This is a genomic window from Paenibacillus sp. JQZ6Y-1 (assembly GCF_040719145.1).
Classification (GTDB): Bacteria; Bacillota; Bacilli; order Paenibacillales; family Paenibacillaceae; genus Saccharibacillus; species Saccharibacillus kandeliae.
Genome location: NZ_JBFDUZ010000001.1, coordinates 2,930,391 through 2,954,120, shown reverse-complemented (window position 1 = coordinate 2,954,120; position 23,730 = coordinate 2,930,391). Strand labels below are relative to the sequence as shown.

Annotated in this window: 10 protein-coding genes; 9 read left to right on the top strand and 1 reads right to left on the bottom strand. The window is 47.6% G+C overall.

Annotation, left to right across the window (positions count from 1 at the left end; genetic code table 11):
* Positions 1-99 precede the first annotated feature (99 nt).
* Complete coding sequence (locus ABXR35_RS12550) at positions 100-2,190, bottom strand: molybdopterin-dependent oxidoreductase (RefSeq protein WP_367060359.1); 2,091 nt, start codon at positions 2,188-2,190, stop codon at positions 100-102.
* Between the two features lie 517 nt (positions 2,191-2,707).
* On the opposite strand from ABXR35_RS12550, the gene ABXR35_RS12545 reads away from it, so the two are divergent.
* The 9 genes from ABXR35_RS12545 (at position 2,708) to ABXR35_RS12505 (ending at position 23,718) form a co-directional block, all read left to right on the top strand.
* Positions 2,708-3,418: a response regulator transcription factor gene (locus tag ABXR35_RS12545; RefSeq protein WP_367060356.1), complete on the top strand. Its 711-nt coding sequence runs from the start codon at positions 2,708-2,710 to the stop codon at positions 3,416-3,418.
* Position 3,419: 1 nt separating this feature from the next.
* The gene (locus ABXR35_RS12540; RefSeq protein WP_367060353.1) at positions 3,420-4,358 is read left to right on the top strand and encodes a sensor histidine kinase; all 939 of its coding nucleotides are present in this window, start codon (positions 3,420-3,422) and stop codon (positions 4,356-4,358) included.
* Between the two features lie 160 nt (positions 4,359-4,518).
* Positions 4,519-5,442 (top strand): ABC transporter ATP-binding protein, encoded by a 924-nt coding sequence (locus ABXR35_RS12535; protein WP_367060350.1) that lies wholly within the window; start codon positions 4,519-4,521, stop codon positions 5,440-5,442.
* Complete coding sequence (locus tag ABXR35_RS12530; RefSeq protein WP_367060347.1) at positions 5,435-6,127, top strand: ABC transporter permease; 693 nt, start codon at positions 5,435-5,437, stop codon at positions 6,125-6,127. Before ABXR35_RS12535 ends, ABXR35_RS12530 begins: the two co-directional genes overlap by 8 nt.
* 55 nt (positions 6,128-6,182) lie before the next feature.
* The gene (locus ABXR35_RS12525) at positions 6,183-6,521 is read left to right on the top strand and encodes a PadR family transcriptional regulator (RefSeq protein ID WP_367060344.1); all 339 of its coding nucleotides are present in this window, start codon (positions 6,183-6,185) and stop codon (positions 6,519-6,521) included.
* Positions 6,522-6,523: 2 nt separating this feature from the next.
* On the top strand, positions 6,524-7,426 hold the full coding sequence (locus tag ABXR35_RS12520) for a DUF4097 family beta strand repeat-containing protein (protein ID WP_367060341.1): 903 nt from the start codon (positions 6,524-6,526) through the stop codon (positions 7,424-7,426).
* Between the two features lie 253 nt (positions 7,427-7,679).
* A complete protein-coding gene (locus tag ABXR35_RS12515; RefSeq protein WP_367060338.1) occupies positions 7,680-12,257 on the top strand; it encodes a non-ribosomal peptide synthetase in 4,578 nt (1,525 codons plus the stop codon).
* Positions 12,254-17,326: a non-ribosomal peptide synthetase gene (locus ABXR35_RS12510; protein WP_367060335.1), complete on the top strand. Its 5,073-nt coding sequence runs from the start codon at positions 12,254-12,256 to the stop codon at positions 17,324-17,326. The genes ABXR35_RS12515 and ABXR35_RS12510 overlap by 4 nt, the downstream gene beginning before the upstream one ends.
* 5 nt (positions 17,327-17,331) lie before the next feature.
* On the top strand, positions 17,332-23,718 hold the full coding sequence (locus tag ABXR35_RS12505) for a non-ribosomal peptide synthetase (protein ID WP_367060332.1): 6,387 nt from the start codon (positions 17,332-17,334) through the stop codon (positions 23,716-23,718).
* Positions 23,719-23,730 lie beyond the last annotated feature (12 nt).

Below are 23,730 nucleotides of genomic sequence, written 5' to 3'. Positions count from 1 at the left end.
CTGCATACGCGAATATAAGAATATAGCTAGCATCTAAATCAACAAACGACCTGCTTTCTGCGCCGTAATGGACAGAAAGCAGGTCGTTTTATTGGGTATCTAGAGGGATACGGTATGCTTCAATGGTTCGGTTACTGTCTCTGAAGGCTTACGTTTTAGACGAATGCGACTGGAAAAGAAGGTCGCTCCGCCGCCCATATCGGATAATCGGTCTGACGTGAGAGCATTCACCAGATGCTTCGGTTGATGGTCGTTACTGTCTGCCCATAAGCCTTGGCTGACTACAACGCCCGGAAGTACGGTTTCGCCTACGGTCGCCATTAACTCGCAGGAGCCATTGTCATTGGAAATGATCACCCAGTCGCCGTCCGTAATGCCTTCGCGTTCCGCATCCTCAGTATGGATAAACAATTTTGGCATCTTTTCCATGCCTGCATGCTTGGCATTATTGGAGAAGGTGGAATTGAGGAAATTATGCGTCGGTCCTGGGATAAAGATATACCCATCCTGATCCTGCTCCCGCAGCGGAATATAGGTCGGCAGCGGTGGCAGTCCCATATGCAGCAAAGTTTCTGAATACAGCTCCACTTTGCCGCTCGGCGTAGTTAGTCGTTCTGGATAAATCGTCGGTCGGTTTGCCTTGATGAATTTGTGCTCCACCAGCGCATCGTAATTAATAGGATCAAGCCCTTCATTTGCCGAATGATCCAGTGCCTGCCGAATCAATTGCTCGTCGCTATCCTGTAGCGCTTGCTCCTCATATCCCATCGCTTGTGCTAGCAAACGGAACACTTCGGTATTGGATTTACTTTCGCCGTACGCTTCGATAATCGGCTCGCCAATCTGCATATAATGATGCCAGTACGAGCTATAGAAATCCAGATTCTCGAACGCTGAGGTCGCCGGTAAAATAATATCCGCATACGAAGCTGTCTCTGTCAAAAACAGATCATGCACAACGGTGAACAAATCCTCACGCTCCAGCCCTTGTCGCACCTGACCCGCACGCGGCGCCACGACCGCTGGGTTACAGCTGTATACGTATAAGGAATGCACGGGCGGCTCTGTATCATTCAGCGCACGTCCCAGTTGGTTCATATTGAAGGAGCGTGTATTGCGCTTTTGCAGCAGATCCGGGCGCTGCAATGCCTGTGCATTATGCGCCAGATACGCGGAGTTGGAGCGAATCGCCCCGCCGCCCTGCACCAGCCATTGTCCTGTTAAGACGGACAGGCAGGTAATCGCACGCGTATTCATACCACCGTTATCATGATGCTGCAATCCATTGCCGATGCGGATTAAGGCAGGTGTCGTCTCGTGATAGAGATGCGCCAGCTTGTACAGATCATCCACAGGTACACCAGTGATGCTAGCCACTGTAGCTGGATCATACTGCTTTACATGCTCACGTAGTTGCTCATGCCCAATCGTATGCTGCTGTAAAAATACCTCATCTACCCGTTGTTCGGCAAACAGAATATGCATTAGACCAAGTGCGAGTGCCGTATCTGTACCCGGCAGAATCGGTATAAACCAATCGGCAAGTCGTCCGGTTTGATTTTTGTGTACGTCGATGACGACAATCTTAGCACCCTGCTTGCGTGCCTGCTGCGCCAGCGTGATCTGGTGCATATTGGTGCTAACTGCATTGATGCCCCATAAAATAAACAGCTTCGTATGCACGGTATCTTCGGGATCAGCACCGATGCTGCCGCCTACCGTATATTTGAAGCCAGCACCCCCAGCAGCTGTACAAATCGTACGCTCCAGCTGACTTGCACCCATACGGTGGAAAAAGCGACGATCCATACCCTCAGCATTAATATTGCCCATATTGCCATAAAAGCTGTATGGCAGAATACTTTCCGGTCCATGCTCGGCAATCAGCGCCTTCCAGCGCGAAGCAATCGTCTCTAGTGCCTCGTCCCAACTGATACGAGCAAATTGACGACTGCCCTTCGGTCCGATTCGTTTTAACGGATGAGTGAGGCGCTTCTCATCATAAATGCGTTCCGCCATATGACGGACTTTATTGCAAATATTGCCCTTGGTTACCGGATGCTCAGGATCACCGGCGATTTTGACAATGTTGCCGTTCTCTTTGTGTACGAGTAGACCGCATTGGTCGGGGCAGTCCAGAGAGCAGACCGTTTTAAATATGCCATCGGGTTGCTTGGTATAAGCAGACATGATGTCACTCCTTTCTTTTGAACAAACATCTATTGATAGATCGGGAAATACAATTATATGGAATCAGCGATCTCGGCTAAATGAATCAAGTCTGCATTGTTACATATAATAGCCTGTTCGATACTATTACACAACCGAATGTGGATAAATTCTCAACAAAAGAAGGGTGTGTGGATGGATCTACTTGTTCATAGCAGTGTGATCAAGTGTAGACTACGGCAAAAGCGACCAAATCCTACGATAAGTATTGCAAAAAAGGAGACAGATTCTGTGCTGAATTTGTCAGTTGTTATTAGGAACCAAAGTAAGTATGCTATTTATATAACTTTTATACGTGTTAAAATCGTAAATGCGATAAAATAATCCGTGTTTATGGATATAAGATTAGCGTCATGAATGGCATGCAATAACAACAAAACTTGGAATCTACAAAATTATCAATAAAGTATAAAATTGTAAAAACAATACAATTTAATGTAGAATAGTACATGTACATATTAGTAAGGGGGGACGTCCATTGAATAATCGCATTTTGTTGATTGAAGATGACTTGTCCATCAGCGAATTGATTCAGACTCAATTTGAAAAAGATGGTTTTCATATTAGCTGTGCCTATGACGGGGAAGAGGCATTGCGCATGTTTTCAACCGATTCTTTTGATATGATGCTGCTTGATTTGATGCTACCTAAGCTGGACGGGATCGAAATTTTAAAGCTGGTTCGTGCCAAAAGTATGATTCCCATCCTCATCATGTCTGCCAAAGACGGCGATCTCGATAAAGCATTGGGACTCGGATTTGGAGCCGACGATTACATATCCAAGCCATTTTCTATGATTGAATTGACTGCAAGGGTCAAAGCCAATATTCGGCGCGCGCAGCAATATTCCACGCCTATGCCAGCGGTGGAGATGGAAGTACATACTGAAAAGATTCATGTAGGTGATCTTGATCTGGATACTGATAATTTTGCAGTTTATAAAAGCGAAGATGAGATCAAGCTGACTGCCAAGGAATTTCAGATTTTAAAATTGTTTATGACACATCCGAAAAAGGTATTTACCAAGGCACAGCTGTATACGCTAGTGTGGGGTGAAGACTATTTTGGCGATAATAATGTGATCAATGTACATATGAGAAGATTGCGCGAGAAGATTGAGGATGATCCATCGGAGCCGCGCTATATTAAGACATTATGGGGAATCGGCTACAAGCTGGGGGAATTCTAATATGGATATCCTGCTATGCACGATTATTGCGATTCTGCTGCTACTGGTCTGGTTTCAGCATCATCGGTACAAGCAACATCAGGCAAATCTGTTGTACGCCTGCAACAAGCTGAAGGCAATCAACAATGAGCATACCGACGAGAAGCTGCTGCTGCATACGGAGGATATTCATCTCAAAACATTGCTGAACGAAATCAACCGTTTGCTGGAAAAGAATCAGAAAACTGTTGCTTCCTATTATCAGATGGAAGTATCCATCCGCAAAATGCTATCCAATATTTCACATGATTTGCGTACACCACTGACGGTCGTATTGGGGTATATCGAGGTCATTTTAAATGATCCGTCCCTGAATCGAAACGAGGTGGATGTTTTGCTGACCAAAGTGCATGACAAAACGATTGAAGTGCTTAGTTTAATGAAAAAGTTCTTTGATCTGGTCAAATTAGAATCCGGCGATCATGATATTGAAATCTCCAAAATTGATGTGAGTGAGATTTGCAAAACGAATATTTTGAGCTTTTATGACATTTTAACCGCCCAGGATATTGAGGTGGTTATTGATATTGCGGAAGAACAGCATTGTTGGGCATATGGCAATGAAGAAGAATTGAATCGCATCTTGAATAATTTGCTGTCCAATGCGGTGCGCTATGGAAGTGATGGGCAGTTTCTCGGATTGGCAGTACGTCAGCAGCCACAGCATATTTGTATTGATGTATGGGATAAAGGTAAAGGCATCAGCGAAAAGCATAAAGACCGTGTATTCGAGCGCATGTACACGCTGGAGGACTCCCGTAATCGACTGTATCAGGGCAGTGGTCTTGGTTTAACGATCACTAAGCGGCTGGTGGAAAAGATGGGCGGCGATATCTCCTTTGTCAGTAAACCGTTTGAGAAGACAGTATTCACCGTCATGCTCAAGCGATACAGCGCCTAAGACATCGGCAGGTTTATTCATTCCTTCGTATAGAAAGTGAACAAAATATACGATCTAACATACAAATTAAGGAATAAGTAAGGACTGATTAATAAAAAAGCAATTTCGCTACTGTAAAGTAAAGGTATACAAGATGGATTACAGTAGGAGGGACAATAATATGCAATATATTATCAAAACGCATCAATTGAGCAAAACCTATGATGGTCATGAAGTCGTATCCAATCTGAATATGAGTGTACGCAAAGGCGAAATCTATGGCTTCCTCGGACCGAACGGCGCCGGTAAAACTACGGTCATGAAAATGATGACCAATCTGATCAAACCATCCAGTGGCGAGATTGAGATTTTCGGCGAAAAGGTCACAGAGCATTCGTATGAGATGCTCAAGCGCATTGGTAGCATTATCGAGTTTCCTGTCTTTTATGAAAAGTTAAGCGCTCGCGAAAATCTGCGACTGCATTGTGAATACGCCGGTTACTACGATCATACTGCGATTGAGGAAGCGCTCATGCTAGTCAATCTACAAGATGTGAACGACAAGCCGGTCAAAAGCTTCTCGCTGGGGATGCGGCAGCGTCTCGGCATTGCTCGCGCGATTATGACCAAACCGGAGCTACTCATTCTGGATGAGCCGATTAACGGTCTGGACCCGGTCGGTATCAAGGAGCTGCGTAGTCTGTTCCAAATGCTGTGCAAGGAGTATCGGATTACGATGATCATCTCCAGTCATATACTGAGCGAGGTGGAGCAGATTGCGGATACGATTGGTGTGATTAACAACGGCAAGCTGATCGAAGAGATCACGGTCAAGGAAATTCATGAGCGTAATACCGAATACATTGAGATTTTGAGCGACGATGTGAAAAAAGCCGTCTACGTGCTGCAAGAAGTACTGTGCATGGACAATTTCAAGGTGCTGGATGATTCACGTATTCGTATTTACAATCTGTCACTCAGTCAGGCGGAGATTTCCAAGCAATTCATTCTGAACGGTGTGAATATCGAAGAGATCAAAAAGAAAAGTCATTCGTTGGAAGATTATTTCGTCAATCTGGTCGATGGAGGGGTCAAACATGCTTAAACTGCTTACATTGGAGATTCGCAAGTATCATTTGTGGCGCTATATGAAGGGTGTCATCATCGCCAATATTTGCTTTTTTGCCCTGTTGGCTCTGATCTATTTTATGGAAACGAAGGATGGCAATGTGCCGTTTGATAGCTATGATATGGCATTCAGTATTATTGGCAGCGCGGTTCGTTCTACCTTTACCGTATTCGCGGCTGTGCTGATTACCCGTTTATTTTTGGAAGAATACAAAACGAAATCGATCTCGGTACTGTTTATGTATCCGATCAAACGACAAAAAATCATGCTGTCTAAGCTGCTTGTTATCGTAATTTTCACCTTTTCGACGATACTGTTATCCAATTTGCTGATTGGCGGCATTTTCTATCTGATGAATCAATGGCTGCATTTTCTGGCTGAGCCGATGAGCATGGCGATCTTTGCCCGTAATATGATTAGTATCTTGATCAGCTCGATTGCTTCTGCTGGGATTGCCTTAATCCCACTCTATATCGGTATGCGCCGCAAATCGGTTCCTGCCACGCTTGTATCGGCTGTGTTAATCGTTGGTATGACCAGCGCTACCAGCAACGACTTTTCGATGTTCTCGATTACCGCTGTGCCGGTTTCGTTGGCACTGGTAGGCGTATTATCTGCCTATCTGTCGCTCCGTAATGTAGAAACAGCAGACATCGCATAACAGCAGACAAACAAAATGTTGTGTCGAAAGGAATAGGGGAAGTAAAGGAGATATTATGGTTAATGCACAATTAAAAAAAGGCGTATTGGAGCTTTGTGTCCTCGTGCTGTTATTGCACAAGGATCGGTATGGATATGAACTCGTCCGGCATATTTCCGAAAATATAGATATTGCTCGCGGGACCCTGTACCCGCTACTTAAAAAGATGCAAAAAGATGATTATGTATCGATTTACTTTGTATCCTCTACGGAGGGACCGCAGCGCAAGTATTATTCGATTACGGCAGTAGGACGTGAGCGAATGGAACGTTTACTTACGGAATGGATACACTTTTCCAAATCGGTCACGCAGATTTTGAACAAAAATTGTGTAAGCAGCAAGGGAGAGGAATAACGTTGAAACGCTCATTGTATATCCCCATCATTATTATTCTTATTATCGCAGTTATCGTTATTGCCTATATCGTGTATCAACGGATGAACAGCTCAGAAGCACTGCATGAGCAGAAGACTATACCTGCCGCATCCATTACAAGCATGAAGATTGATACAACGGCTCCTGATGTGGAGATTACACCAGGGGAGCAGAGTGATATTGTCGTTACACTAGACGGTGATATTAGCCCGCGCTTAAAGGGTAAATATACATTCAATGTGACAGCAGATCAGAACGTGATGAATGTTCAGCTAGCGACCGACAATAATACACTCGGCATCAAGCTAGATGAGATTAGCGACTTAAAGCTGATGATCACCGTTCCGCAAAAAGAATGGGATCAGATTCAAGTAACGACCACGTCGGGCGACATCACCTTGCATAATCTGGCAGCCAATATGCTGCAATCCCAAACAAGCTCTGGTGAGCAGCATGTGAGCGGCTTGAAAATATCCGGCACTGGCACCATCAAAACGACTAGCGGTGATATTGATGCCCAGCAAAATGAAATCAATACTGGACAATGGGAAACGACCAGCGGAGTCATCCAATCCCAGCAATTGTCCGGTCAAAGTGCAGCGCTACAAACCTCCTCTGGCGCTATCAAGTATACACAGGCACAACCATTGCCTAATGTTGAATTGACAACATCTAGTGGGGATGTCGATGCTGTACTGAACGGCAGCACAGATTCCTTGCAGCTACAATTCACGAGCAACTCCGGTACCGCCGATATTGGTGTGGACGGCATGCTGTATAAGGATAAATCGGAGCATAGCGCGCTTGGTGTCAAAGGCGAAGGCGAGCCGCAACAACGCATTACCGTGAACACCAGCTCCGGCGATTTGAAAGTGAGCCAGTAAGCTAACAGCCATCAATCATATCTGTAACAAGAAGCATAAAAGACCTTTTCGATCATTGAGAAGGTCTTTTGTGCATTTATTTGTTGTATATGGAATCTTAATAATCAATACGAAATGTATAATTTTTAAACAAATTAAATATATTAATAAAAAAGTAATAAATAATTAATAATTCCACTTATTGTTATAAAAATCCTTTTCTGCTACATTATTTACTAGATAACATAGTTGAACAGTGAGGTGTGATAAAACCATGGAAAAATCAGCGTCGAGCGATCGACCGACCGGTTTGAAGCAACGATTGAATGCCCATCGCAAGCAGAAGCAATCGGTAATCCCTCGACACATCAACAATGAGCAAGATGGTTATATTTTATCAGCTGCCCAGCAGCGCATGTGGTTTATGGAAAAGTTATCGCCTCATTCGGCGATGTATAATATTCCGCAGGCTTTATCCATTACAGGCGTATTGGATATTCATAGGTTGGAGCAGGCTTTGATGCAAGTGATAGCGCGTCATCCCATTTTACGAACCGTATACAGAGAAGATCAACAACGCAATGAAGTCAGGCAGTATATTCATCAGGCGCCGTCTTCGATGCTGCAACGATTGATGCTATATGATCTCAATCAAGACGTTCGTGAATCGTATATACAGGAGAAGATATTAGAATATTCAATGACTCCTTTCCAACTGGATGGCGGCGAATTGGTTCGGATCTGCTTGTTTGAATTACAGCCGGATGAACATATCTTATTTTTGAATTTCCATCACAGCATCATTGATGGCTGGTCGATGGGGATCTTCTGGAATGAGCTGTTTGCGTATTATGCACAGCCGAAACATGTATTGCCGGAACCGACGATTCACTATCATGATTTTGCAGAGTGGGAGCAGCAATTGTCAGCCGATTATCACCAGAAGCATGTGGTGTACTGGCAGAAGTATTTGCACAACTCACGGATGGTTCGACTTGATCCTGATCTTCCTGATCTGCTTGAGCATGATCTGCATCAGGGCAATGTAAGGGAATATCCACTATCCGCTACACTCAGTCAGCGTATTATTGATTATTGTCAGCGGGAAGACGTAACACCCTATTTATTTTTTATGACTGCTTTTCATCTGTTTGTACATAAATATACCGGCGAGAGCGATATTACGACCGGTACACCAACCTCAGGGAGAATACATAAGGAAACCTATCCATTGATTGGATTTTTCGTGGACATGATGGCAGTTCGGACGACGATTCATGAGCAGCAGTCCTTTGCCAATCATCTTGCGCAGGTGAAGACAAGTGTACTTGCTTGTATGGATCATCAGGCGGTTTCGTTTGAACAGGTCATTCAGGCATTGCAGCCGGAACGGGAACTGAATACTAGCCCATTATTTCAAATGACCTTTGCTTATCAGCAGGAGGAAGAGATGCCAGTCGTCGATGGGCTGCACATGAAGCGTATGCCGATTGATAATCATACGTCCAAATACGATTGCAGCTTGTTCGCCTGTCTGCAAAGCGATCAATCCTTCCACTTGGTATGCGAATATAACAGTGCGCTATATAGCGCTGAACGTATCTCGCAATGGATGAACCATTATGAACAATTGCTGGAACAGCTGCTGTCGAACTCGCATGTTCCGGTATCTACTCTGCATCTGATCACGCTGGCAGAGCAGGATGAGATATTGAATGATCATCCGCATTTTCCGGCTTCACCATCTACCTTTTTATCCATAATGGATCGATTTGAGCATTATGCGCAGACCATTCCTCAACATACGGCGCTCGTTATCGGCGACCGCACCTATACATATGCTGCGCTCAACGAATTGGCGGAACGGCTAGCAGCTAGCTTGCAAAGCCGACACATACAGCAAGGCTCCTTGGTGGGCATTCATTTTGGCAGATCGGAAAAGATTATCATTGCTATTCTTGGCATTATGAAAGCAGGCGCAGCCTATGTACCGCTTGATCCAAGTTATCCGATGGATCGCTTGCAGTATATGGCGGAAAAGGCGGAGCTGACCTGTATTGTATCGGATCGAGAGGACGCTGCATTTGCGGATTTTATCCCAGTATGGTCGCTTGCAGCTCTATTACATGAACCGGATCAGCTTGTTCGCTCCAAGCCTGTACGAGTATTGCCACAGGATACCGCCTATATCATTTTCACTTCTGGTTCGACAGGCGCACCGAAAGGTGTAGTGATTGAGCATGGTAGCTTGAGTCATCTGATTGATGCCCAGCAAACGGTATTTCATTTGCAGCCGCATGAGCGAGTATTGCAATTTGCTTCGATGAGCTTTGATGCTTCGGTGTGGGAGATTGTGATGGCGCTCGGTCATGGTCTGACGCTGTGCATGCTGCCATCGGATTGGAAGGATATGCAGCTGGATATGGTTACACTGCTCAATCAGTATGGCATTACGATTGGCACATTTCCTTCGTCCTTTTTGAATAATCTTCAGCCCGAATCATTGACTTCCTTGCAAAAGGTGATTGTAGCAGGTGAACGCTGTCCCGTAGAGCTGGCAAGCCGATGGGCGGCGAGCAAGTTGTTCTGGAATGCCTATGGTCCGTCCGAGACTACGGTATGTGCTACGGTATTCCCGTATGTTGCTGGTCCTAAGGTGCCGATTGGGTATCCATTGCCTAATATGAAAGCGTATGTACTGGATGAGCAAGGCAATCCGGTTCCGCCGGGAAGAAGTGGCGAACTGTATATTGGTGGCGCTGGACTCGCTCGCGAATATAGGAATGATCCTGTACAAACAGCTGCCAAATTCGTGATGTATACTGCTGGCGAAGAACAGCAACGATTGTATCGTACCGGAGATATGGTGAAGTACGATCACGATGGTGTGCTAGAATTCCTCGACCGTATCGACAATCAGGTCAAAATCAGAGGCTATCGCGTCGAGCTGGGCGAAATTGAGCATCATCTGCGTCTCATCCCCGGCATTCAAGAAGCCTTCGTCACCTGTATTCCGCGCACTGATCAGCCGGATGAATTAGCAGCCTATATCGTTGTCAAACCGCAGCATGTAGTGAATCGCGCCGCCATGCTGGCACATTTGAGTGGAACTTTGCCTTCGTACATGATTCCTGTGCATCTGGTAGAACTTGATCATATGCCATTAACTTCTAATGGCAAGGTCGATAAAAAGCAATTGCCTGCTCCGGTTATTACGCAGCAGCCTACGGAATCGTCAGCTCTAGAAGAGCGCGAGCTTTCCATCGCTGAGCAGCAGCTTGTGAGCGCATGTAGCAAGGTGCTACACCGAGCAGTGCGCATCACAGATCACTTTTTTGAAATTGGTGGCGACTCTATTCTGATACTTAAATTAATGAATGAATTAAAAAAGAATCGATGGAGTGTAACACCGCGTTCCGTTTATCAGTCTCCGATTTTGGAGATGCTGGCGCACAGCATGCAGCCACTTGTTATTCACGAAGCGGCTACGGAAATCGATGGGCAGGACTTTGCTCTATCACCGATGCAGCATTGGTTTTTCAAGCAACAGTTCACCGATGCGCATCATTGGAACTTTTCCTTAATGCTACAGCTGAATCAGCAGCTGGATGTGGACCAGATCGAGTATGCCTTGCGTGAGCTGTATGAACGACATGATGCACTGCGTCTGGAATTTCATAACGGTTCGCAAGGGTATCGGCAATCATATCAAATCGATGGTAGCATTCCGCTGCATGTGATTGATTATGTAGGTACGGGAACGATGGAAGCATTTATACAAGAAACAGGCGCAGTGCATCAGCGCTCGCTCCATATTCGAGATCGGTTGATTGTAGCGGTATGGATGCGCGACCCAGCGCAGCCTAAATCGTATCTTCTGCTGGTTGTACATCATTTGCTGACCGATTGGGTATCAGGCGGCATCATGGCAGAAGATCTGAATATGCTGCTGCAGCAATCGATGCATCGACAGCTGGCGCCAATGCCGATATCAGTATCGGAGCGAACATCATCAGTTTCATTTCAACAGTGGATACAGTATATGGCTGCACAAACAAGCTCAGCAGTCGTTCAAGCGGATATTCCGTACTGGCAATCTATTGAGCAGATCATGCATCATTTGCCATCACTGCCTGTAGATCATACAAGTGGCAGGAACAGAAGGGGCGATACTGAAGTCATTTCGCTAACATTGACGAAGGAGCAAACGACTGAATTGATACAGCTCAGTCATCATACACTGCATAGTACGATGGAACATGTACTATTGTCCGCGATTGTCCGTGTGATCCAGCAATGGACTGGCAGAGATCAGCTCGCACTGGATATCGACGGTCACGGTCGGCATGATGTAGGGGAGTATATGGATACGTCGCGTACGATGGGTTGGTTTACCAGCGTATATCCATTGTTGCTCCAAGGTGAGTCCCAGCGTCAATTGACAGACTGGATCACTTATATCGATCAGGTAAGGCAGCAGGTTCCGCATCATGGTCTGACGTATGGCATGTTATGTACGTATGATGGTCAGCAGCCGTTGATCGGATGTAACGCAGATGTATTGTTTAATTACTTTGGACATCAGCATGTATTGCCAGATGATTCGGCAGCTTCGGATGAAACGCCTATTGCGCAGCTATGCGAACTTGCAGCAGGAGACATGAACAGTGCGCAGCAGGAGCGTGTGCATACATTCGAGATTGTCGGTATGATTCATCAGGAACAATTAATGCTTGGCTGGCAGTATTCCAATCAATTGCATACAGAGTCAACGATTCACAAGCTTGTCGATCAGGTACATGCTGAATTGATGCAGCTTATCGCCGGAGCGAAGGAGACGTATCTCACATGAAGGTTATTGCAGATGAGCAAGTGACCCCATTTCAAACGGTATTGGAGTTATTCGATATGCAAGTCCAGCAGCATTCCGAACAGCGTGCTATAGAGGATGAGCATCAGGCATTCACGTACCGACAGTTGGATGAATACTCGGATCGAATTGCTGCCAGCTTGCAGCAGCGTGGCATTCAGCCGGGAGCACGAGTTGGTACCTTGATGGAACGGTCTGTGTATTTGTTTGCCTGTTGGCTGGGCATTTTAAAGGTAGGAGCGACGTACGTGCCTGTCGATCCTGCCAACCCATCAGAGCGTATCGCTTATATAATCGAAGACTCTGAGATGAGCCTGCTAATCGCTGATTCCTCTGTCGGCGATTGGTTCGCTGGATCAGAGGCAGCCTATCCATGCGAAGTGGTAGAGATGCAGCATCTACATACAGAGCAGCCGTATGTGTCGCTGGATTCCCATTCATATCGTTCAGATAGCATCGCATACATGATCTATACATCGGGATCAACTGGGCGTCCGAAAGGAGTTTGCATTCAGGATAAAGGCATCGTTAGTCTTGTCCAGCATGCCAGCTATGCACAGCTTGATCATACCGATGTGATGGCGCAAGCATCCAATGCTTCATTCGATGCGGTGACATTTGAATTGTGGGGTGCGTTGCTGCATGGAGCACGCCTTGTTATCGCACCACGCGAGCAAATGCTTTCGGCAGAACATTTTGCGGCTTGGTTGTCTACAAACCAGATTACTACATTGTTTATTACCGTAGCATGGTTTAACCAGATGGCACGGCAGCAGCCGGGAGCTTTTGCTCAGTTGAAAACAGTATTGTTTGGCGGGGAAGCTTGTAATGTACGTTGGGTAAATGAAGTGATCCAAGCAGGCAAGCCACAACATCTTTCTAATATTTACGGACCTACGGAATGTACCACCTTTTCATTGAGCTATGAGATTCCTGATGGATTATGGGATGAGCAACAGAAAATGCCGATTGGTCAACCGATCAATCATACGACAGCTTATGTGCTGGATGATCAGCAGCGATTGTTGCCAGTAGGTGTTGTAGGGGAGCTGTATCTCGGTGGCGATGGATTGGCAACGGGATATTGGAACCGACCAGAGCTGACGACGGAGAAATTTGTTCATTTGCCACATCTGGCAGACGAGCCGTTATATCGTACCGGGGATCTGGTGCAGTGGCGTACGGATGGTCAAATGGAATTTATCGGTCGTACGGATGATCAGGTCAAGCTGCGTGGACATCGGATTGAGCTGGGCGAGGTGGAGGAAGCGCTGCGGATGTGCACAGGCGTTCATGATGCGGTAGCGCTGCTAACACAAGCACCCGGACAAGAGGAAAACATACTCGCGGTGTATTACACAACCGACATGATACAGAACATTGCTGTATTGCGGGAACAGCTCAGTCAGCGATTGCCAGCATATATGCTGCCGTCTGCGTGGAAGGAACTTCCTGCTTTTGCCTTGACAGTGAATGGGAAAATTGACCGCAAGCAGCTGCCAGCCATTGAGGAGCAGGATTTGCGTCAGCAGGCATATGAAGCACCGGATCGTCCGGGTGAGCAGATCATCGCCGACATTTGGCAGCAGATTCTTGGTCGAGAGCAGATTGGAGCGTATGATCATTTCTTCGCGATTGGCGGGCATTCGTTGTTGGCAGCACAGGTAGTGAGTCGGTTAGAGGAAGCGTTGCAGCGTCAGCTTAGCTTGCGGATGTTGTTTGATTATCCAGTGCTAAGAGAGCTGGCAGAGCAGATTCAGAAGCAGCCAGTATTGGCAGCCAGTGACCCAATTGTGGCATATCGTTCACCGGATGGGAAATATCCGTTATCGCCTGCCCAGCAGCGATTATGGCTGGTGCAACAGTTGGAGCCGGACAGCAAGGCGTATCATATTCCGTTTGCCTTTCATCTGTACGGAGCAGTGGACGGGGATCGGTTGGAGCAGGCGATTCATACGATTTTGAATCGGCATGATAGTCTACGGACGATCTTCGGAGAAGAACGTGGAGAGCCGTATCAGCAGGTCACGACGCAGCTGGTCTCACTGGAACGCTCGACAATATATGATGCGATGCAAGAGGTAACAACGGATAGACAAGAGTTTCTTTTACAAGACATATTAGAGCAGGAAGCGTGGCAACCGTTATCACTAACTGACGCGCCGCCACTGCGTCTACGCTTGATTGAAATGGAGCCAGAGCATCATGTGTTGAGCTGGGTGATCCACCATATTTTATTTGATGGCTGGTCGGTTGGTATATTGCAGCAGGAGCTGGAAGCGGCGTATCGACAACTGGATATGTCCACCAAACCGATGCTGCAATATAGCGATTATGCGTGCTGGCAGCATGAGCCTGCCCAGCAGCAGCGTCAACAACAGCAGTTATCATATTGGCTGGAGGAACTGGGTGGAGAATTGCCAGTGCTAGAGCTGGCAACGGAATATCGCCGTCCGAAAGTACCTTCTTCCGAAGGACGCAGCTTGCATTGCATCTTATCGCCGGAATTAACGGAGCGTTTGAGAAGCTGGAGTCAGGAGCAGGAAGCCACCTTGCCAATGACATTGCTGGCGGCATTTCAGGTGTTGCTGCATCGTCACAGCGGACAAAAGGAACTGCTGATCGGTATGCCAGTGGCAGGCAGAGCGCGGGCAGAATGGGAAGCATTGATCGGCTTTTTTGTGAATACGGTGGTGATTCGTACGACATTGGCAGATGACCCTGCATTTGCTCATTATGTACAGCAGGTGAAGGAAAAGTGTCTCGGTGCTTATGCTCATCAGGATGTATCGTTTGAACGCATAGTGGAAGCGATTCAGCCGGAACGGCAGCGCAGTTATCATCCGGTATTTCAAGTGATGTTTATTCATCACCATGATCTGAGCCGCCGAGATACCGATTTTATTCAAGCCATGGAAGTGTCGGCTAGCAGTGGGCAATCGGAGCAAGCCAAGTTCGATTTGACGTTATCGATTCATGAGCATGTAGAGGGGATGGAGATGCAGTTCCGCTATCGGACCGATGTGCTGACGGATCATCAGGTAGAGCAGATGGCAGAGCATATGACCCATTTGTTGTATCAGATTACGGTGAACGGTAATGAGCATATCTCTCGCATATCCTTGATTCCAGAAGCGGACAGACAAAGCTGGAGTGAGCAGCAATATCAACGACTCCGCTCCGCAGCGCCAGAATCGCGCACCATCTATCAGATGTTAGAGCAGCAAATGCTACAACATCCTGCCGATGTGGCGCTGGATGATACCAAGCAGACGATGACGTATGGTGAGCTGCATACACGTAGCGAACAGCTTGCCTTCTATCTATCGGAGGTTCATGGTATTCAGCGGCATGATCGTATCGGTCTGTATTTTCACAAATCCTTTGATGCCGTTGTTGCCATGCTAGCGGTATGGAAGATGGGGGCGTGCATCGTACCGATTGATCCTACTTATCCAGAGCAGCGTCAGCAGTATATGGCAGAGCATGCAGCACCGCGCTGTATTCTAACGTCTACGTTGCAAGTCCCGCATGCTCAATCTATCGTTTCTATTCCGGTGATTGCAGCGGACTATGCGGTATACGCCAATGGAGCAACGGGGGCAATAACAGCGGCATCCTCTGGCGATGCTGCGTACATTGTGTACACGTCGGGCAGTACTGGCAATCCCAAAGCCATTTGCAACGAGCATACAGGCATCTGCAATTATATTGCATTTATGAAAAAGGAACTGCATGTTCAATCCAGTGACCGAGTGCTACAGCTGGCTTCCTTATCGGTTGATGCCTTTTTCCGCGATTTGATTGCACCGCTAGCGCTGGGGGCAACGGTTGTCCTGCTTCCTCCCCAGCATGCGCGCGATCAGGATCTCATTTTACAAATGATTCGGCAAAAAGAAATTACCTGCCTACTTAGTACCGTGCCATCCTTGTTAAAATCGCTAACCTTGACTGCCCATCATACAGCGAACCGTCCGTCATCGGTACGCCTTGTATTGTGCAGCGGAGAGATGTTGTCCGATACACTGGCGGCATCGGTGCAGCAGCTATTCCCGTTCAGCCAGCTGATCAATCTGTACGGACCAACTGAAACGACCTTGACAACAACGTATCGCCGAATCGGTACACAGCCGGAGCCAGTGTATGATGTGGGACAGCCAATTGAGCATACTGCGATCTACATTTTGGATGAAAATCAATTGCCTGTGCCAGATGGTCTGATTGGCGAGGTGTACATTGGCGGGCGCGGAATGAGTCGTGGCTATATCGGAGACGAGCAGCAGACGGCAGAGCATTTTGTACATCTGCCGTGGGCGGAGGAGTCATTGACCTTTTACCGTACAGGCGACCGTGGATATATTCGTGAGAATGGCAATCTTGCTTTGAAAGGAAGACAGGATCGTCAGGTGAAGGTGAGAGGGTATCGTATCGAATTGAATGAGGTAGAATCCATGCTTTCCGCTCATCCTGCGGTGGATACGGCAATCGTTGTCGTTCGGCAGGATCAGGATCAACAGGCTGAGTTGGAAGGATATGTGCTGCTACAGCATTCATTCAGCGAGTATACCCTAGATCAGATCGTGGATGAACTCAAATCCAAGTTTCCATCGCATCTGATTCCGTCTTCCATGTTTAGGCTACAATCTATTCCGCTGACGCCAAATGGGAAAGTGGACCGCAAGCAGCTCAAGCAGCATCTATTTCCAGCTGTATCTGTATCCACTATGTTGCCGATAGACGATTCAGCTCATCATCCACGTCAGCAGCAGTTAATTGGTATCTGGGAAGAAGTGCTGCAATACGATGGAATTACGCTCAACGACAACTTTTTCATGATCGGTGGGCATTCGTTGCTAGCGGCTCAGGTGATTTCGCGGATACGTCAGCAGTTTGAGGTTGATATTCCGCTAGCAGCGCTGTTCGATTATCCGACGGTACTAGAGCTAGATCGACAGTTTGAACAGATTGCCAGTCAGCCAGCATTACAATTAACGATCCGCCGCCATGCACGCGGTAATCATACTGATCGTTCCAATCCAACCAAGGGGTGAATAATGTGACTGATTCGGATTCTTCCATTTTTGAAGCGCCGATGTCTTATGGGCAGCAGCGTCTCTGGTTTTTGCAGCAGCTTCGTCCCGATACGAGCGCGTATCATATTCCGTTTGCACTCGATATTACGGGTCCCTTATCCGTAGAGCGATTCCAAGCCGCGCTTCAGGCACTTATCAACAAGCATGAACCGTTTCGGACTCGCTTTGCCCATGATGATACTGGATATAAACAATGGATTCATGCACAGGCGGAAGTGAAGCTGCACTATATCTCATATGACGATGGGGATGTGGAGCAGCATCGACAGCAAGCGCTGCAATCTATTGAGCAAGATCAGCGTCAGCCGTTCTCATTGGCAACTCAGTTTCCATATCGCTTGTATCTGTTTCGGCTGGCGGATCAGCAGTATTTGTTTTATGCCAACATTCATCATATTATGTTTGATCGCGCCTCATTCGCTGTTTTTATGGATGATCTGCTACATCATTATGAGCACCAAGAGATGTCGCCGTTATCGGAAACGGATATTCAATACGCCGATTATTGCTTTTGGCAGCAGGAGCAGATGGAGCAGGGCAATCTAGCGTTGCAGCAACAGTATTGGCTGGATGAACTTCAGAACTATCCGGTCCTGCATTTGAAGCCGACGGAGCAGCGTCGTGGTAGCGGGAATGTGTTCCCGTTTTCTATAGAGGAGGAAGTCTATCAACGGCTACAGCAGTGGTGCCGTCAGGAGGGCTTGACCCTGAATATGGGCTTGCTGTCCGCCTATCATATCTTCCTATCTCTCTATTCTGGGCAACAGGATCTGCTCGTCGCCACGCCAGTTGCGGGTAGAACGCTGCGTGAAGTGGAGCATACGATTGGCTTTTTTGTAAATACCGTGCTGATTCGTTCGCAAACAGATTTGCGGCAAAGCTTTCAACAGTATGTGCATCAGGTGAAGCGCAAGTGCTTGCAGGCATATGCCAATCAGGATATTCCTTTCGATAAATTGGTTGAGCTTATCAATCCGCAGCGTGACGGGGCTTCATCACCGTTGTTCCAGACGCTGTTTTCCCTGCAAAATCAATTGTCCTCCCATTGGACGACCGCCGACCTTCAGATGAATATGTTGGAGCTACGCAATGACGATGCCAAGTGTGATCTTGCATTGCTAATGAGCGAGACTGATACCGGGCTGATGGGCGAATGGCAATATGATGATGCTTTATGGCAACGAGATGAGCTGGAGCGGATGACGGCGCATTTTCAACATATCGTACAGTTCCTTACGCAGCATCCTGAGCGTTCTATGCAGGAGATGGATATACTCACTGTTGAGGAAAAGCGACTGATTCGCGAAATGAACCAGACAACCTCTGTGTATCCACAGGATACGATCATTGCTTTGTTTGAGCGGCAGGCAGAGCGTACGCCTGATCATATCGCGATTGAACAAGATAACGAGCAGATGACATATTGGCAATTGAATCAGGTGGCAAGCCAATTGGCACAGCGATTGCAACAAAGCGGTGTCGCCACTGGTCAGCGAGTGGGTATTCGACTTGCACGGTCTAGCGGGTTTATCGTATCGGCACTAGCAGTATTGAAGCTGGGCGGTGTGTATGTACCGCTTGATCCCCAATTGCCGGAGGAACGCCTGCAGTACATTGTGCAGGATAGCGGTGTGAGTGTGATGATTGTGGAGACTTTGCTGGATGCGGCTACAATGACCTCACATGTCGTAACAATCCCTTATGAACAACCGGTTCATGACGGTGGGGCGGAACATATGATGTCGGTGCCGGGTACGGTGGATCAACTGGCGTACATCATTTATACATCTGGTTCGACTGGACAGCCGAAGGGCGTGGCGATCAAGCATCGCGGTGTCGCTCGTCTTGTGCAGCAGACGAATTATATTGATATACAGTCGCAGGATCGTATCGCGCAAACGATGAATGTATCGTTTGATATTTCCGCATTTGAAATCTGGGGTGCCTTGCTGAATGGAGCAGCATTAGTTATTTTGCCCCAGCATGTGTTGATCTCGCCTCCCCAGCTGAAGGACTGGCTGGAAGATCAGCGAATCAGCATTATGGCGATATCGGCAGCGCTGTTTCATACGACAGCACGAGTGCAACCGGATGCGTTTCGTTGTTTGCAATATTTGTTGATCGGCGGAGAGGCTTTGAATGGCAAATGGGTGGAGCGAGTCATCGCAGCAGGCGCACCTGTACAGATGCTTAATTCATACGGACCGAGTGAAAACACCGCGATCACGATGAATTTTCAGATTCAGAGAGATCAGTGGCAACCCCATCCGACGGTTCCGATTGGCACTCCCGTTTCCAATACATATGTGTATGTGCTGAATACATACGATCAGCCCGTTCCCATCGGTATGACTGGCGAATTGGTTGTTGGCGGCGATGGACTGGCAGCAGGATACTGGAATCGACCAGAACTGACGGCGGAGAAATTTGTTCATTTGCCGCACCTAACGGATGGGTTGCTGTATCGCACGGGCGATCTGGTGCAGTGGCGTATCGATGGTCAGATCGAGTTTATCGGTCGTACGGATGATCAGATCAAGCTGCGTGGGCATCGAATCGAGCTAGGTGAGGTGGAGGAAGCATTGCGGATGTGTACAGGCATTCATGATGCTGTGGCATTGCTGACCCAAGCGCCGGGACAGGATGAAGACATACTTGCTGTCTATTACACAACCGATCGAGTACAGGAGGTTGCTGTATTGCGGGAGCAGCTCAGTCAGCGATTGCCAGCGTATATGCTGCCGTCTGCTTGGCGAGAACTGTCTTCCTTTGCCTTGACGGTGAATGGGAAAATTGACCGCAAGCAGCTGCCAGCCATTGAGGAGCAGGATTTGCGTCAGCAGGCATATGAAGCACCGGATCGTCTGGGTGAGCAGATCATCGCCGACATTTGGCAGCAGATTCTTGGTCGAGAGCAGATTGGAGCGTATGATCACTTCTTCGCGATTGGCGGGCATTCGTTGTTGGCAGCGCAAGTGGTGAGTCGGTTAGAGGAAGCGTTGCAGCGTCAGCTTAGCTTGCGGATGTTGTTTGATTATCCGGTGCTGAGAGAACTGGCAGAGCAGATTCAGAAGCAGCCGGTATTGGCAGCCAGTGAGCCAATTGTGTCGTATCGCTCGCCAGATGGGAAATATCCGTTATCGCCTGCCCAGCAGCGATTATGGCTAGTGCAGCAGTTGGAGCCAGACAGCAAGGCGTATCATATTCCGTTTGCCTTTCATCTGTACGGAGCGGTGGACGGAGATCGGTTGGAGCAAGCGATTCATATGATTTTGAATCGCCATGATAGTCTGCGAACGATCTTCGTTGAGCAGCAGGGAAGCGTTTATCAACAGGTGACCGAGCAGTTAACTATGTTGGAGCGCTCTTCCTTGCATGTTCCGCAGGAGGAAGTGGAGCAGCATATTCAGGAGATTTTAGAGCGAGAAGCATGGCAGCCATTGTCACTAACAGATGCGCCGCCACTACGCTTGCGTCTGATTGAAGTCTCACGGGATCATTATGTACTGAGCTGGGTCATTCATCATATCCTATTCGATGGCTGGTCGGTGAATGTGTTGCAACAGGAGCTGGAGGCTGCTTATCGACAATGGGAGATTCCCGTGCAGCACTTACAATATAGCGATTATGCCTGCTGGCAGCGGGAAGAAGCACAGCAGCAACGTCAGCAGCAGCAATTGTCATACTGGGTGGAAGAACTGGGCGGCACCTTGCCTGTTCTGGAATTAGCGACTCAGTATCGTCGCCCCAAGAATCCTTCGTCTGCTGGGTGCAGCTTGCAGCATGTATTGCCTGAAGGCTTGACTCAAGCGTTGCGAAGCTGGAGTAGTGAGCAGGAGGTAACATTGCCGATGACGCTACTAGCAGCCTTCCAAATCTTGCTGTCTCGGTATAGCAGTCAGGAAGAAATGCTGATTGGTATGCCGGTTGCGGGTAGAGGACGCGCAGAGTGGGAGAACTTGATCGGCTTTTTCGTGAATACAGTCGTTATTCGCACCACATTGGAAGGAAATCCGACGTTCCTTGATTATGTCCAGCAGGTCAAGGAAAAGTGTCTGAATGCGTATGCGCATCAGGACGTATCGTTTGAGCGCGTAGTAGAAGCTGTTCAGCCGGAACGTCAGCGCGGCTATCATCCGGTATTTCAGGTGATGTTTTCGTCTGATTATGCTAGCGGATCGTCTCCGATGCTGTCAGACGATATCCAGCTGACAAGTATCGAACTGGAAAACAAAGTGTCCAAATTCGATCTGTCTCTGCATATCGCTGAACAGCCGCATCAGGTGGCATTTGAATTGCAATATCGACTGGATCTGTTCGGTGAGCAGATGATGACTGAGTTTGCTGGACATTGGGAAGCATTGCTGCACGAGATTGTAGCACAGCCTGAACAAAAGGTATGCCAGCTGCCGATTCAGCAGCAACCGGCATCGAAGTTAATGAATTCAGCATTGCCATTGCACGATTCAGCATTGCCATTGTTTGATGACAACATAAACAGCCTACATGCAGATCCGCCGCTACAGCATCTATTTTTCTATGATTATATCGACGAGATGGCGAAGCAGCAGCCGTTAGAGACTGCGATTATCTTCAAGCAGCAACGCATAACGTACAGCGAAATGGCGAAGTATGCGAATCAGATTGCTAGTTATTTGACTAAACGCGGGTATCCAGCGCAATCGGCGATTGGTGTGTATATGCAGAAGGATTGGAATGTCGTTCCCATCGTGCTCGGCATTATGAAGGCGGGTCATATCTTCGTTCCGCTTGATCCGCAGCATCCGACACAGCGTATTCAGTATATTGTGAACGATATTCAACTGCGTGCCGTGTTTGTGCAGCAGCAGCAACCATTGCAGGGCGTATACGGAACCGAGCTACTGGAAGTAGAACAAATCTGGTCTACCATCGTCTCCATGCCATCTTCCTTTGTCTATCCTGATCGGCAGCCGCAAGATGGGGCGTATATCATTTACACCTCTGGTACAACGGGTAAGCCGAAGGGCATTTTGATCCATCATCGTAATCTCGCCCACGCCTGCCCATCGTGGCAAACTGCGTATCACTCTGATCAATTGCAGCGTTATGCGCAGCTGGCGAGCATCGCCTTTGATGTATTTATTCAGGATATGGTGCGTTGTTTATGCTTTGGCGGCACGTTGATTGTCTGCGATCGTTCGACGCTGATTCATATGCCTGATCTATATGAGCTGCTGTACACCGAGCGAGTAGAATTTGGCGAATTTGTTCCAGCAGTGCTGAAGAAGCTTGCTGCTTACATGCAGGAGCATCAACGATATTTGCCGGAATTGAAGCTGATCGTCTCTGGGGCGGATACGTGGTACGCAAAGGATTTTGCTGATCTACGCCGTTTGTTCCATGAGCAGGTTACCTTTATCAATTCGTATGGAGTGACGGAAGTGACCGTAGATAATCTGTATTTTGAGCTTGCACCGTCAACACAGCTAGATACAGAAGTAGTGCCAATCGGTCAGCCGTTTCCACATATTCGCGCTTATATTCTGGATGCCCATCAACAGCCTGTACCGAATGGCGTCGCGGGTGAATTGTATCTGGGTGGACCATCCGTATCCCAAGGATATTACAATCAGCCGGAACGCACGGCAGAAGCATTTGTCAGCTTGCCGCACATTGATTCCAGCGTATTGTACCGCACCGGCGATCTGGTACGGCGTTCACTTACTGGACCGATTGAATTTTTGGGACGACGGGATTATCAGGTCAAAATTAGAGGCTATCGCATCGAAACTGGCGAGATTGAAGCAATTATTCGTCAAACTGGACTTGTACGTGATGCCAGAGTGACCGTCAAATCCATCCGTGGCAATCAGCAGTTGGTCGCATATCTGATTCCGCAACCTCATCTGTCAGGCGCCTCAGTACAGGAGGAATTGATTCGTCTATTAAAAGATGAATTGCCTGCATATATGGTGCCTTATGCGATGATGGAGCTGGAGCAATTCCCACTGAATGATAACGGCAAAATCGATACCAAATCCCTGCCAGAGCCGAATGTAGAGCAACGCGAAGAAGCATTTGCCGCTCCCCAAAATGATTTTGAAATGCTGGTTGCTGATATTTGGCAGCATGTATTGCAAGCTGAGCGAATTGGGCGCAACGATCACTTTTTTGAAATCGGTGGGCATTCCCTTGTCGCTGCGCAGGTGATCTCCCGCTTACAGCAGCAATTGCAGATGAATATTCCACTGAGCGTGCTGTTTGATTATCCTGTGCTTGCCCAAATGGCAGCGCATATCGAGCAGCTGATCATGCAGCAGTTATATGAGATGTCAGACGAAGATGCCGCACGCATGCTGACCCATTAAAAGGAGGAACAT

Excerpts from the sequence above, each read along its gene's own strand:
- ABXR35_RS12550 (WP_367060359.1), bottom strand. The coding sequence starts at position 2,190 with ATGTCTGCTTATACCAAGCAACCCGATGGCATATTTAAAACGGTCTGC.
- ABXR35_RS12540 (WP_367060353.1), top strand. The coding sequence starts at position 3,420 with ATGGATATCCTGCTATGCACGATTATTGCGATTCTGCTGCTACTGGTC.
- ABXR35_RS12535 (WP_367060350.1), top strand. The coding sequence starts at position 4,519 with ATGCAATATATTATCAAAACGCATCAATTGAGCAAAACCTATGATGGT.
- ABXR35_RS12530 (WP_367060347.1), top strand. The coding sequence starts at position 5,435 with ATGCTTAAACTGCTTACATTGGAGATTCGCAAGTATCATTTGTGGCGC.
- ABXR35_RS12525 (WP_367060344.1), top strand. The coding sequence starts at position 6,183 with ATGGTTAATGCACAATTAAAAAAAGGCGTATTGGAGCTTTGTGTCCTC.
- ABXR35_RS12515 (WP_367060338.1), top strand. The coding sequence starts at position 7,680 with ATGGAAAAATCAGCGTCGAGCGATCGACCGACCGGTTTGAAGCAACGA.
- ABXR35_RS12510 (WP_367060335.1), top strand. The coding sequence starts at position 12,254 with ATGAAGGTTATTGCAGATGAGCAAGTGACCCCATTTCAAACGGTATTG.